Genomic DNA, 13,166 nt, shown 5'->3' with positions numbered 1-13,166 from the left:
CGCTGATGACGTGGTCTAGTGGCGTGCATACTCAAAGCGGAAGAGGTAACTCCCGGGCGAGGCAGCGCGGCGCGTGTTGTACTCGAGCTGATAGGCGAGATGCGCGGGCCCGTCGGGATATTTCTCAGGGGCGGAATAGGGATAGGAGCCCATGGCATGGAAAGGAAGAGGTTCGACGGTCTGCGCATGGGCGCTATGAAAGTCCATGTCCTTTTCGAACCCATCGGCATAAAAGAAGAAATCGCGCTTCCAGCCGTCGGGGAGTGGTGGCAAGCGGGAAGGGTCAAACTCCAGGGAGACTTCATCGCCTGAACCCAGAATGGCAAAACGGTCGTCGCGGTCTGCCAGTAGCTCGCGCACGTCACCATAGCGGGTGTAGTTCCCGCCGTGCCGATGGTAAGGGCCGGTCGCGCTGATTTGCGCATAGTCGTAAACCAGGTCGCCGGGGAAGCTCGGTTCATGCGCTCGGGGATAACCCCGGAAGTGCAGGTCGGCAGCGCTGGGCGTCAGTGAGACCACTCGAACCGGCACATCCTGAGGACTGGTATCCACCAGGATTTGATCCCAATAGATTTCGAGATTGGTGGTGATGCGAACCTTGCTCGAGTAAGCCTGTCCGCCCAGGCGGTCAGGGACTTCCACAACCATCGCTCGATAGAGTCCCGCCGGAAAGCCGATGGATTCCATGCCCTTTCGCCATTCGCCTTTCTCGCCCTGAACTTCAAGATAAGGCGCCACACCGCCGATGCCTGCCTGATAGGCCGCAAACATCGAAGTCGCGCTGAAATACTCGATAAAACCGAAGAAGATCAGGCGCAAGCTGCGCGCCTCCTGCAAGTCTCCGAGATCAAGAGTCAGCGAATGAGGTTGGGTGAACCCCCGGAATGGGAGTTTGCGGAAGCCGGTCACGTAGCGCCGGTCGCGTTCGGCGAGAAGAGCCAGAACATCCCGGCCTTCGTCATCCCACGCTGCCCGGGGCGGGCGGGGGTTCTTGACGGTGGTCGCTTTGAACTCGGGAAAGGGCGGGGCGGGTTGGAAGCGCTCGTTTGGATAGACGTCTCGGTCGGCGGGATGATCCACCGCCAGAAGGCGAACCTGGTCCAGGTAGGTGATTTCTTCCATCGGTTCGATCAAACGGAAGCTGAGCCGGCCGGACCTTTCCTTCACGCGGTGTCCCTCAACCCGGACGTATTCGTCCGGATCGGAAATGTTGCGCTCGCCCGGCCCCGTCCATTCCCCGACAATGCCGGCCCCGATGAGGTCGGAAATGAACTCGAATTTTGTGCCGTTCCAAACAAACAAAATCGGGCATGAACTTCCGCGGCGGTCGATCTCCGTGAAGCTGTGATGGCCGCGGGCGGCGAGCTGCACCTCGTCCTGAACGACACCCGTGGGCCAGAGCAGCCGCACAATGTCCACTCCTTTCGCGCTGCCAAGGCCGGCGATGATCTCCGTTGCGTTCTGTCCCAGATAACCCGATGAAGATTGCACCTCCCATTTCTGCCAGAGCGCTCCGGCAAAAACTTCCACTTTGGTCCCGATGGCGCTCTTGTTGTCGGCCAGACCCTTGAGCGAAATGCGCAACCAGTTGTTCTTGTTGCCGCCCTCGTTGCGCAGCAGCACGACGGGCCCGCCATTCTGCGTTGCCAGAAGGTCAGTGTCGCCGTCGCCGTCGTAATCGGCCGTGATGAGTGCCCGAGGACTCTTCAGCTTCACAGCCGTCAGCCCCACCGTGGCCGACACGTTTTCAAACCCTTCCGGCCCGCGGTTGCGCAGGAGAACAATCCTTCCTTGGCCTGCACTCGTCTCACCTACAGCAGCGAGGTCGAGCCAGCCATCGTTGTCGAAGTCAAGCGCCGACAAGCCCCAGCCCCTCTGCCAATCGAGCTGCGGCAGCGGCACGGGTTCCACCCGCTTGGCTTCGGAGTTGCGCCACAGGGTCAAGCCCGGACCGCCACCATGCGTGCAAGCCAGGTCCATCCAACCATCCTTGTCGAAATCGAAGACAGCGAGGCCAAGTGCGGGGGCCGGCATCGGCGCCGCCCAGGGTTCGATGGGCTGGAAGCGGCCTTCGCGGGGATTGATATAGATGCCGGGAGCTCCTTTCCCGTCGCCGGTCACGACAAGATCCATCCCCCGATCGTTGTTGAAATCCGTCGCCACCGCACCCAAGCTGCTCCCCGGACCGGCCAGGCCGGTTGCCTGCGTCAAGTCGCTGAATGTTCCATTGCCGTTGTTTCGCCAAAGGACGTTGTTCGCGGGAGCGACTCGGGGCGGAGGCGCTCCGGGCAAAAATTGGAAGACCCGCGTGACGTAGAGATCGAGGTCGCCGTCGTGGTCGTAATCCACAAAGGTCAAACCCATCACAACCGATTCGGCGTGAATCCCGGCGGGCTCGGTCACGTCACGGAATGTGCCGTCTCCTTGGTTCCGGAACAACCTCAGCACGTCACCGGCAACCAGTGCGAGGTCGGTCCAACCATCATTGTCATAATCACCCGCGGCGCAGCCGAGACCCCGTCCGCGCACGTTGAGTCGCGCCTTGCCAGTTGTCTCGACGAAGCGCCCGCCCCCGGCGTTCCGGTACAGCACACCCCGCAGATCCGCTTCTCCGTTCGGGATGAACAAGTCCACGCGACCGTCGCCGTCGTAGTCGAAAAAGCATGCACCCGGGCCGAAAGAATGCAAATTGGAGTGAAGCTTCCGCAGCGGATCATCGGTTTTGACCACGGCGTACCCGGCAACGGAATGCGTGAAGCGCAGGCCGGATTTTTCACCGGGCACAGGGACGAAGCGGACAGGAATCGCGGGCGGCACCATGACAGACGGAAGAACCAACTGCTCCGCCAGCGAATACTTCCCCTGGTCGCCGTAGGCCAGGCTCATGGGCGCGCCGAGTTTTTCCTGGGTCAATTTCTGGAAGCGTTCCAGGTGGCGTCGCGCCTGCTCGGAGTCGCCTTTGCGCTGATAGGCGCGGGCAAGCCCGAATTCCGCCGAGATATGAAACGGATTTAGGGCCAGGGCACGCTCGAAGGCGGCGAGGGCGGGGTCGTATTGCCCAAGCTCGGCGTAGAGCAGGCCTCGGAAATAATTTGTGTCCGCGTCGTGGGCATCAAGCTGCCCTGCTCGGCCAAAGGCCTCGAGCGCAGGCTCGGTCTGGCCCTTGGTCTTGTAGAGCAGGCCCAGGCTATACCACGCCCGGATGTTCTGCGGCTCTCGCTCGGTGACCTCGCGAAGAATCTGGCGCGCGGGCTCATCGCGCCGCAGGTTGAACAGGGCGATCCCCTGGTTGAGCCGCGCGGTGATGAGCTTCGGGTCGAGCCCGTGGGCCTCCTCAAAAAGCTTCAGCGCCTGCTCAAAACGCTGCTGATTCATATACGCCACGCCGAGGTTATTCAGCCGGATGGCTTCCCTGCGAGCTCGAGGCGTTCTCTCGGACTTTGCCCGTGCCTGTGGGGAAGCGCTCGATGTCCCTTGCGGCACGCGGGCAAAGGCGATCCAAACAAAACCAAGCACGGCAAGCGCGCAGAAAAATCGCCGAAGACGCCCTGAGAGTTTCATCCTGCTTGATCCCTACCGCTTCCGAAGCGGTTGTGCGGCCACTTGCCCGCGTCCTTCCTGGATCTTGATCGGCTGGTCGGCTGCGATTTTTTCCAGGCGATCCACCTGCCCGCTTGGCCAGCGCACCTCAAGGAGATCAGCCTGCGTGCGTTGCCCGAGCCCGAAGGTGAGGATCAGCTCGCTCTGGGAAAGATAACTTGAGCCGCTGCGCAGCATCTGCCACTGAGTTTCTTCGCCTGCCGTGAGCTTCACCACCGCCCCCATGCCGTCGCGGTTCGAGCGCGTCCCCTGACCCGATACGGCGCTGGCCTGCCAGTTATCGTATTCGTTGAAGCCGCGAATCCAGCGGTAAGCGTTGACCGGCACATCGAGGTGAACCTTGTGGCAAGCTGAACAGAATTCCGCCGTCTGCTGTCGCATGAACGGCTTCAAAAAGGTGCGGCGGTGAGGTTTGGGATTCACGTTTACCACAAAATCATGCAGCCGGCGAACGAACCGGTTTTCGCTGGCTGCCAGCTCGTGAAGCCGCGGGTATTCGATCACAAAGCTGCCGTTGCCCATCGAGCTGCCCACATGAACAATCGAGTGACAGGAGACGCAGCCAAGTCCCGCCTGGGCGGCGGGAGTATGCACGATCTCCTTGATGGGCGTATCCATTTGACCGCTGAAGAGCAGGGCATGGTCATGGCAGCCCCCGCACCACTTCGAGGGCCGCGTTCCGACTACCTCCTGCATGCACTCAACGGACTTGCGATACCACTGATTGTTAAAGGAAGCGAAGTGATGCGCCGAGCTGTTCCACTGCTCGAATAGGTCTGCATGACAGCGCTTGCAGGTCTCCGAACTCATGAAGAATTCTGCCGGGATCAACTTTCCGTCAGCGGTCAAGGCGGAACTAGGGAAAAACGGTCCGCCTGGTCCTCCACCCTCCTCATCCATGCTCGCCGGTGGTAGCAGAGGACTCTTAATCCGATCCAACGTCGAGGGATTCTTCAGGCGGAAAAGGAAAGAACCCGTCGAGAGCAAGAAGGCAACTGCCAGGACAGATGCGATTGCGGGGCGCATCCATCGTTCGAGCGGGAACAGTGGGGCTATGGCCCTTCCAAAGGGGGGACCTAGCAGTTGCGCCGCCAGAAGCAAGGTGCCGGCCGCCGACAAAATGATGTGCGACCACAATACGAGCCGAAACGGCCGAGTGGCTCCGGAGAAAATCAGAAAAATACCGAGCAGCGCTCCCAGAAGCAACAACAGGGCTGCCGCTCGCAGCCGGATGGAAGGATGCCTCAGGCTGACCAGCAGGTAGCGCGCGCCAATGAGCAGGAACAGACCGCCCAGAAGGAAGTGAAGCAAAACATTCGCAACATAGAAAAGCGTGGCTGAAGAATAGCTCAACAGGTAGGCACTATTCAGCAGGAGCACACAGAAACACACGACCAGAATCTTCGAGAAGTGCCCAGAACCCATCCGCGCCCCCCCGCACGCTTAGGTCGAATTGTCAGGCCTTTCCTTTCCTTGACCTGAAAGTGAGCCATCCTAGCACCATCCAGGGCAAAATCAAGTTTGGTGGCCCGACCGTCGGCTTGCTTGGCCTTGGCAGTCGGTAAAAGCTTTTTAGTTGCGGGCGAGGAGCGACCGGCCCTGCATGATGTGGGGAATTTGGTAGCCCGCCAAATCCAGCAGCGTCGGTGCGATGTCGAGGAGCCGGGCACCTTCGTATTCGCCACGCAGGGGACAGTGGGACGCCGCGAGCAAAAACATCCCCAACTGGGCGTGGTTGCAAGCGTCCGGGCCGGTGTCATTTTCCTGAACGTGGAAACGGCCGTAGCCAACGCTGCCGATCGAGCGCCAGTAGAGACCGCCGAAGTGGACAATCAGGTCGGGAGCCACGTTGCGGATCTGGCGGTAGATCTCCTCGGGCTTGAAGACCAGGGAGCCGAGCGGCCGGCCCTTGTCGTCGGTGAGGGCCTCGAGCCGAGCTTTCATCTCATCCCGAAACGCTTCGTAATCGGAAGGGGAGATGACGCCCTGCGGCTCGCGTCCCCGCACATTGAAAAAGACGCGCGCGTAGTAGCCTCCCTCGCTCCACACCTTTGTTTTTGCCCAGTTGATTTTGAGCTTGGCGAAGGGCGTGACCTCGTTCGGATATTGGTCGAGCGTCAGCAAGCCTTCTTGGGCGAGCCACTCGTTCACCACAAAGCCACCGTCCAGCCGTTGCGCACCATGATCGGAGACCACGAGCACAATCGTATCGTTGTCGAGGAGTTCAAGCACCCCGCCAATCTGCTCGTCCAGCCAGAGGTAGTAATCTGGTATGAGACTCTGGTAGGGATTGCCCGGCTGGTAGTTGATATGGCCCTTGTCAAAACAATCCCAAAAGCCGTGGTGCATGCGGTCGAGCCCGATATCCACGAACTGGAAATAGTCCCACTCCTGCTCGGTCAGTAGCCAGCGCACCAACTTCCACTGCTTCCGACTCATCTCAAAGATCTCCTGCTTCAGCCATTCTTTGTTATCGGTGCGGAAGCCCTTGACGTCCACGGGGTATTCGCCTACCAGCTCCATGACTTTGGGTTTTAAGGTGGCGGGGTAAGTGAACTCGTCCTTGATCGGGTCGGGAGTCAGAAAGCAACCCACGCTGATCCCGTTGACGCGGCGCGGAGGATAGTTCGGCGGCACACCGACAATGATGGACTTCTTGCCATCTCGCGCCAGATAGTCCCACATGGCCTCCGCCTTGATGGAGGCGGAAGTGGCAAAGCCGAGGCCGCTATAAGAGTAGTCGGTACGATTGCGAAACCCATACACTCCGAGCGAGCCCGGATCCTGGCTGGTGACCATGCACATCCAGGCGGGAACCGTGATGGGCGGGATCACGCTTTCCAGGGGGCCGTAAATACCCCTGTCCATCAGCCTTCGAATGTTCACCAGGCGCTCGTCGTGGAAGATGATTTCCGGCGCGGCACAATCGAGCCCGAGAACACAAATTTTCATCGTTCACCCGTTCAACCCAGGGAGTTGCATCCACCAGATTCTTGCCGGAGGTGCAGGGGCATTATCGCACGGAGGCGGCTGGGCCGCAGTTCTCTTTTGTCCTTGCCGCCGGTTCTCTCGAGTGTGGCGATTGCCTTCTGACAGGTCTCGACAATTGGTCAGAAATTGCTAGAATTGGGGGTTCCATTTCTGCGGATAAGCGAAGACGAGGCCCGGAGGGAAAGATTTGCGCCGCACGATTGCCGTGGACTTTGACGGCGTGATTGCCGACTATGACGGCTGGCAAGGCCCAAGCGTCCTTGGGCCGCCGCGCGCGGACGTGGTGGAAGCTCTGCGCGCTCTCCGAGCCGAGGGCTGGAAGATCGTGATCCACACTACCCGAGGGGAACACGAGATTGCCCACTACCTAGCCGAGCGGGGAATTCCCTACGACGAAATCAATCGCAACTCCGACTATCAGACGCAGGGCGTGAAGCCGGTTGCCGACGTGTACTGGGATGACCGGGCGGTCCGGTATTCGGGCGATGGCAGGCAGGATCTCGGACTCATCCGCAACTTTCGCACCTGGAGCGGGCGCGCATAGCGAGGGAAGACGGGGCACCAGCCCCTTCCCGGGTCCGTCTGTTGGGAAGGCGACTCCTGGCAGCATAAGGAACCGATGTTTCCGAATCGGCCTCACGGCGGCAGGCTCACCAACCGAGTGCTGGAAGGCACGGCGCGAGAGGAGTGGCTTGAGCGCGCCGAAAAACTTCCCAAAGTCGAGCTGAACTCCCGCCAGCTCTCGGACGTGGAGCTCATTGCCATCGGTGCCTTTTCACCGCTCGAAGGCTTCATGGGCAAGCGCGACTACCAGAGCGTGCTGGCCGAACAGCGCCTGGCGAATGGGTTGGTATGGACCATCCCAGTGACCCTGGCGGTTACCGAAGAGCAGGCGAAGCGCGTGGCCCGGACCGAAGATGCCGCGTTGACCGATGACCGGGGCCAGATCGTCGCGGTGCTCCACTTGCAGGACGTATTTTGTTTCGACCAGGAGCAGGAAGCGCGAAGTGTCTTGTTGACGACCAGCGACGCGCACCCGGGGGTGCGTTATCTCCGGAGCGCCGGCGAGCACTGCCTGGCCGGTCCCGTCAGCCTGCTGCGCCGGCCGGATCGCGGCCCGTTCGCCAATTACCTGCTCGACCCGAGGGAGACGCGGTTCCTGTTCGAGCACCGCGGTTGGCGGACGATTGTGGCGTTCCAAACGCGCAACCCGGTGCACCGCGCCCATGAATACATTCTGAGGTGCGCGCTGGAAACGGTGGACGGATTGCTGCTGCACCCCCTGATGGGCGAGACGCGCGACGAGGATGTGCCCGCCGCAGTGCGGTTGAAGTGCTACCTCACCCTGATGCAAACGTCCCTGCCGGCCAGCCGCACGGTGCTCAGCCTCTATCCCGCGGCCATGCGCTACGCGGGCCCGCGCGAGGCCATCTTCCACGCCATCGCGCGGAAGAACTACGGTTGCACCCACTTCATTGTGGGGCGGGACCACGCCGGCGTGGGCGATTTCTACGGCCCGTACGACGCTCAGAAGAAGTTCTTCGAGTTCGAGCCGGAGGAGCTCGGTATCAGCCCGGTCTTTTTCGACGCCACGTTCTACTGCCGCAAGTGTGGCCAGATGGCGTCCGAGAAGACCTGCACACACGGTCCCGAGGACCGGCTCATCCTGAGCGGCACGAAGGTGCGGGAGCTTCTGCGCAACGGGCAGACGCTGCCGCTCGAATTCACCCGGCCGGAAGTGGCCGAGATTTTGCGCGAAGCCTACCGGAACAAGTAACAGGCGGCGAGACTCCCGGTGGAGGACAGAACGACAGACGCCATGAACAAGGCCGAAAAAGGATTCACTCTGTGGTTCACCGGCCTGCCGTGCTCGGGCAAGTCCACATTGGCCCAGCTCGTGGCGCAGGAGCTCGGGCGGCGCGGCCGCGGGGTGGAAATCCTGGACGGCGACGTGGTGCGCACGCACCTGACCAAAGGCTTGGGCTTCAGCAAGGAAGACCGCGACGAAAACATCCGTCGGATCGGTTTCGTTTGCAAGTTGCTGTGCCGTCACGGCGTGGTGGCGATCGCCGCTGCCATTTCGCCCTACCGGGCCGTGCGCGACGAAGTCCGCGCCTCGATCGAGCATTTCGTCGAGGTCTATGTGAAAGCCTCCCTCGACACCTGCATCCAGCGCGACACCAAAGGGATGTACCGAAAGGCACTGGCCGGTGAAATCAAGAACTTCACCGGCGTCAGCGATCCTTACCAGCCGCCGCTTCATGCGGAGCTGGTGATCGATACCGAAAGAGAGACGCCAGCCACTTCCGCCGCCCGCATCGTCGCCAAGCTGGAACAGATGGGCTTGGTCGAGCCGGCCTCCGAACCTGCCTACACTCCCGAGGAAGCGGAAAAAAGCCGCCAACGGCTCGTGCGGCTGGGATACATCGAGCCGTGAGCTCAACGTGCACTTCAGCCTCTTGATCGCGATCGGCATGGCGGTCGGGCTTCTGATCGGCCTGACCGGGATGGGCAGCGGAACGCTGCTGACCCCGCTTTTAATCCTCGTGGCGGGCATGTCTCCCGCTACTGCCGTAGGCACCAGCCTTGTCTTTTCCCTTGCGACGAAGCTCTACGCCAGTTGGAATTTCCACCGCCGCGGTTTTTTAGAGATGCAGATTGTGCGGGACCTGAGCATAGGGGGGCTGCCGGGTGTGCTGTTCGGCGTGTTTGTCATCCGGCATTTACAATTGCGCAGGCCGGAGTTGATGAACGTCTTCCTGTTGCGCGCTATCGGGCTGGTGCTGATCGCAGTGGCGCTCATCATGATCCTGCGGCTGCTGCCGGTGGCGTTGCGCCCGGCGACGGTAGATCGGTCGCTACCGTTCTCGTCCCGGCAGCGCCGGTTGTTGATCGTCCTGATCGGCTTCAGCGTCGGGGCGAGCGTCGCGGTGACTTCCATTGGCAGCGGAACAGCGTTGATCCCGGCGATGGTTCTGTTTTATCGCCTCGATTCCGGTCGGTTGGTGGGCACAAGTATCTTCGTGGGAACAATCCTCTCAGGAGTCGGAGCGATCTCGCATGCGGGCTTGGGGAACGTGGACTGGAATGCCGCCGTCGCCTTGTTGGGCGGTTCAATCCCAGCCGTCTGGCTCTCCAGTCACCTCCACACCCGGCTCCCTCGGCAGATCCCCGAAGGCATCATGGCCGCAGCGTTGATGGCCATGGGCGTCCACTTCATGTCCGTCTGATTTGTCGCAGCCGGTCCGCCAGCGACTTCAACCCTCGTGGGGAGAGGAGAGGCCAAACGCCCACGGTTTACCGTCCAGGTGTGACGGCAATTTAACCCCGAAGAGATCCAGCACAGTGGGTGCCACGTCAACAATCGCCGGCCGATCGCAGGCAACCTTCTGGTTGCAGAACAGGACTCCAGGGACCAAGCGGGGATCGATGCAATGGTCGCCGCTCCAGGCTTTGCGATTGTCTTCAAATACGGCTTCGGTGACCTTGCCCGTCACCGAATCCCAGGCGGCGCGGTAGTCTTCGTTGTATCCCACGATGAGATCGGGCGCATTCTCCCGATACGGCCCGGCAAAAACGATCCGGCTGTCAAAAACCGCCCGGATGGCCAGGCGGCCGGTCTGGGGATCCGTCAGGCCTTGCAGCTTCTCCCTAAGCTCTTTTTTCAAATCCTCGGTCTCGGTGCCGGGTGGAACGGTTCCAAAGCGCTCCCGGCCCTTCCGGTTGACATAAAGGCCATTGAGTCCGAGGGCGTAGGCCCGTGTCCGCTCCCAATCTACATTCTTGAACCACTCGCCGCTTCCGCGAGCCCCTTCTCTCAAGGCAAGGTAGCCATTGCGGCAGAGCCAGGTATTGAGGTTTACGCCGCGTTCGAAGGATTTGAAGCCGTGGTCAGAGATCACCAGCAGGAGACCGTCGCCGATCTGGCGGAGAACCCGGCCGACCATCTCGTCCATGCGCTTATACAGGTCTTCGATGACGCCGGCGTAGCGGTCGCCATTCGTCTTGGCCTTGGCGGCGGGATGGCTTGGATTAAGATAACGCCAAAACATGTGTTGGATGCGGTCGGTAATATCGAACACGCAGACGCAGACGCCGCGCGAGGTCTTTTCCAGGGCGTCAAAAAACATCCGCTCGCGCTCGGCGTGGATGAGGTAGCACTGCTCCAGAAAAGCCCCCTCGTCGAGAACGCCTTCGTTGAGCGCCCAGGTGTCCTCGGCGAGGCCCAGGGTCGCATAGGGCCCCAGCAGCTTGGACAAGTAGATCGAATAGCTGAACGGATGAGAGATGGGGAGAGCAGGCTTACTAGGATCGATATTAACCGGGCTGACGTAGAGTTCGAGATGGGGTGATACCTCCTTGAGGTAGAAGTGGCAGATGCCGTGCACCCCGATCCCCAGGCCTGCCTTGAATTTCACCTCGACCCACTCCGAGTACTCGCCCTTGCGCAAATGGAGACGCTGGCCGTCCACTTCGATTTGAGCCTGCTGGCCTGCGGGATCAGGCTGCACGGAGAAAGGCACGCGCAACCCGGCTTTGCTACCGCTCAGCAGAGGATTCTCGGGTCCCGGAATGTAAGAAACAAAAGAACGGCCGACTTTCTCGAGCGGAATCTGCATCCCGCCCTGGTGGCTCTCCGGCCCGAAATCGCGCGAAGAGTAAAAAGAAAAAGTTCCCTGGCTGCCTTGCAGGTCGGGCACGCACATGCCGGAAAGCAAAACTCCAGGAAACTTCTCGGGCGGAAAGGTGATGGGGACGCGGATCACCGAACAAAAGATGCCCGCTTCTCCCAAAAAGTGCCAGAAGGGTATGCCCTTGCGCAGCCGCTTGATCTGCGGCTTGGCGAGCGGCAGCGTGTACTTCCCGATTTTCAGGCTTCTCTTCGGATTCCGAACCTGAGCCGAAGAGAGGTAAGGAAGGTAGGTGCCGGAGTCGCGGGCCAGAAAGTCGTAGATATTGTGCTTGCCCGGATTGACCCCGGTCAGGAACGACGACCAGGCGACCGGAGAAATGGGTGGACACGTGGTTGCCAGAGGCCGGAAAGTTCCCCTCTCACGCAGCTTGGCGAGATTCGGCAATTTGCCTTCTTGCATGAATTTTGCCGCCAGCTCCGGGTCCATGCCATCCAGGCCGACAATCACGACGCGCTTGACCCGGGCTTTGCGATAGGCCTTCCGGCGGCGGAGCAGGCGGTAGAGGAAGCGGAACGGCCATGTGACCACGGCGAGCAGGGAATAGAAAAAGGCCAGGAACAGAGCCAAGAACGAAGACAGGAACGCAAATCCGGCACCGGGTCCCGCGTAGGCCAGCAACGCGGCAGGCGCCAGCAGGAGAACCGCCAGGGCGCTGACGACCAGGAAGGCACCGCCCGCCGGTCGGCCCATTCTTCTCTTCGATGTCGGTTCGGCCATCACATCTCAATCCCCAGCACGGTTTTCACAAGGAACCCCGAGAGGAGCGAGAAAACAAGGAACGGAACCAGCCAATGTGTCCGGAAAGGACCGATTTCCATGCGGCGGGGTTGGTATTTGACTTCGAGCGCTTCGAGCGGTCCGTCTCTCGGCAAGGGTTTCTCGCCCGGATGCACGAACCACTTCAGGATACCGGCGCGCACGCGCTCCGCGGGCAAGCGGGTGACGTCGTCCGACACAACGACCTCTTTTGTAAACTCCTGGCCTGCTACAAGCACGGCCGGGGCGAAAGCGCCGTATTTTTCCGCCCGGATTCTCCAATCGACTTCCCTTTCTGCCGGGATATGCAAGGCCGGAGCCGACAGCGCCAAGCCTTTGGGCAAGCGCAATGAAATCCGGTCCGGCGCCATCGTTTGGGTGAACTTGGCCTTGAGCAGAAAAGAATCGTGAGGCTTCAGTGGCACGCGACTGAGACGCAGATCCAGTTGAGCCAATAGGAAGACCGTCGGCAGAAGGATGATGGCCAGAGACTTGAGAGAATGCCTCAGGTAGGCAAAGGTCCAACGCAGGATGGCAACGTAGGCTCGCGCGACCACTCCCAACTGGTCCTGAAAGAGCCGCACTTCCAGGAGATGCGCCTGGATCCGATCTTTGCTCCGCCGAATCGCTTTCTGATTCGACGTGAAGCGAAACACAATCACCATGGCCATGCCGGTCACGAACGAGATCCCTGCCAGCCCGTAGATAGGGTCGGCGGCGCGAAGGGGCCAGAAGAGAAGATCCAACAAGCTGTTCACGAGCGCCAGGAAAACCCCCATCCCCCGCGAGCCGGATGCCGCCACCCGCCGCGGCGGGCGCGTCGAGACCAAGAGGGGCTGCGGTCATTCGATGTAGCCGAGCCCCTGTAATCGCTTCCTCACTTCCTCTTCCGGATCGCGGGGTTCCTCGCCCGGCCCCAACCGGCGCGCCACCTCGTTTTCGAGAACGTGGACTACAAACTCATCGGTGGAGGAGTAGCCCGCCTTGGCCGCGCATTTCTTTATTTTCTCCAGCAACTCGTCATCCAGCTTGATTCGATATCCAAACATGAGCAATCCCTCTCCTTGGCACTCTGTTCTACCGGCGGGCTGAGTAAAGACGGCCCGAAGACCGATTGCCCCATCA

At 60.8% G+C, this 13,166-nt stretch carries 10 protein-coding genes; 4 read left to right on the top strand and 6 right to left on the bottom strand.

The window, feature by feature from the left end; genetic code table 11:
* Window positions 1-15: 15 nt before the first annotated feature.
* The 3 genes from VIH17_05160 to VIH17_05150 all read right to left on the bottom strand — a co-directional run bounded on the left by VIH17_05160 (window position 16) and on the right by VIH17_05150 (window position 6,552).
* Window positions 16-3,561 (bottom strand): FG-GAP-like repeat-containing protein, encoded by a 3,546-nt coding sequence (locus VIH17_05160; protein ID HEY4682623.1) that lies wholly within the window; start codon window positions 3,559-3,561, stop codon window positions 16-18.
* A gap of 12 nt (window positions 3,562-3,573) precedes the next feature.
* A complete protein-coding gene (locus VIH17_05155) occupies window positions 3,574-5,025 on the bottom strand; it encodes an ASPIC/UnbV domain-containing protein (GenBank protein ID HEY4682622.1) in 1,452 nt (483 codons plus the stop codon).
* A gap of 147 nt (window positions 5,026-5,172) precedes the next feature.
* Window positions 5,173-6,552: an alkaline phosphatase family protein gene (locus VIH17_05150; protein ID HEY4682621.1), complete on the bottom strand. Its 1,380-nt coding sequence runs from the start codon at window positions 6,550-6,552 to the stop codon at window positions 5,173-5,175.
* Window positions 6,553-6,778: 226 nt separating this feature from the next.
* Here VIH17_05150 and VIH17_05145 point away from each other — a divergent pair, with 226 nt between their 5' ends.
* From VIH17_05145 to VIH17_05130, 4 genes are all read left to right on the top strand, one after another.
* Entirely contained in the window at window positions 6,779-7,135 is a 357-nt protein-coding gene (locus tag VIH17_05145) for an HAD family hydrolase (protein ID HEY4682620.1), read from the top strand.
* A 75-nt stretch (window positions 7,136-7,210) separates the two neighbouring features.
* Window positions 7,211-8,368: a sulfate adenylyltransferase gene (gene sat / locus VIH17_05140; GenBank protein HEY4682619.1), complete on the top strand. Its 1,158-nt coding sequence runs from the start codon at window positions 7,211-7,213 to the stop codon at window positions 8,366-8,368.
* Window positions 8,369-8,410: 42 nt separating this feature from the next.
* Window positions 8,411-9,028 (top strand): adenylyl-sulfate kinase, encoded by a 618-nt coding sequence (gene cysC, locus VIH17_05135; protein ID HEY4682618.1) that lies wholly within the window; start codon window positions 8,411-8,413, stop codon window positions 9,026-9,028.
* 7 nt (window positions 9,029-9,035) lie between these two features.
* Window positions 9,036-9,821: a sulfite exporter TauE/SafE family protein gene (locus VIH17_05130; GenBank protein HEY4682617.1), complete on the top strand. Its 786-nt coding sequence runs from the start codon at window positions 9,036-9,038 to the stop codon at window positions 9,819-9,821.
* A gap of 27 nt (window positions 9,822-9,848) precedes the next feature.
* On the opposite strand, the gene VIH17_05125 is transcribed toward VIH17_05130, so the two are convergent.
* From VIH17_05125 to VIH17_05115, 3 genes are read right to left on the bottom strand one after another with little or no spacing between them, the layout of a single operon-like run.
* The gene (locus VIH17_05125) at window positions 9,849-11,975 is read right to left on the bottom strand and encodes an alkaline phosphatase family protein (protein HEY4682616.1); all 2,127 of its coding nucleotides are present in this window, start codon (window positions 11,973-11,975) and stop codon (window positions 9,849-9,851) included.
* Window positions 11,976-12,001: 26 nt separating this feature from the next.
* Entirely contained in the window at window positions 12,002-12,871 is an 870-nt protein-coding gene (locus tag VIH17_05120) for a hypothetical protein (protein ID HEY4682615.1), read from the bottom strand.
* Window positions 12,872-12,883: 12 nt separating this feature from the next.
* Window positions 12,884-13,090: a hypothetical protein gene (locus VIH17_05115; GenBank protein ID HEY4682614.1), complete on the bottom strand. Its 207-nt coding sequence runs from the start codon at window positions 13,088-13,090 to the stop codon at window positions 12,884-12,886.
* Between the last annotated feature and the right edge of the window lie 76 nt (window positions 13,091-13,166).

It is taken from the genome of Candidatus Acidiferrales bacterium (genome assembly GCA_036514995.1).
Classification (GTDB): Bacteria; Acidobacteriota; Terriglobia; order Acidiferrales; family DATBWB01; genus DATBWB01.
The sequence above is the reverse complement of the archived record's forward strand: the minus strand, read 5'-3'. Positions and strand labels throughout refer to the sequence as shown.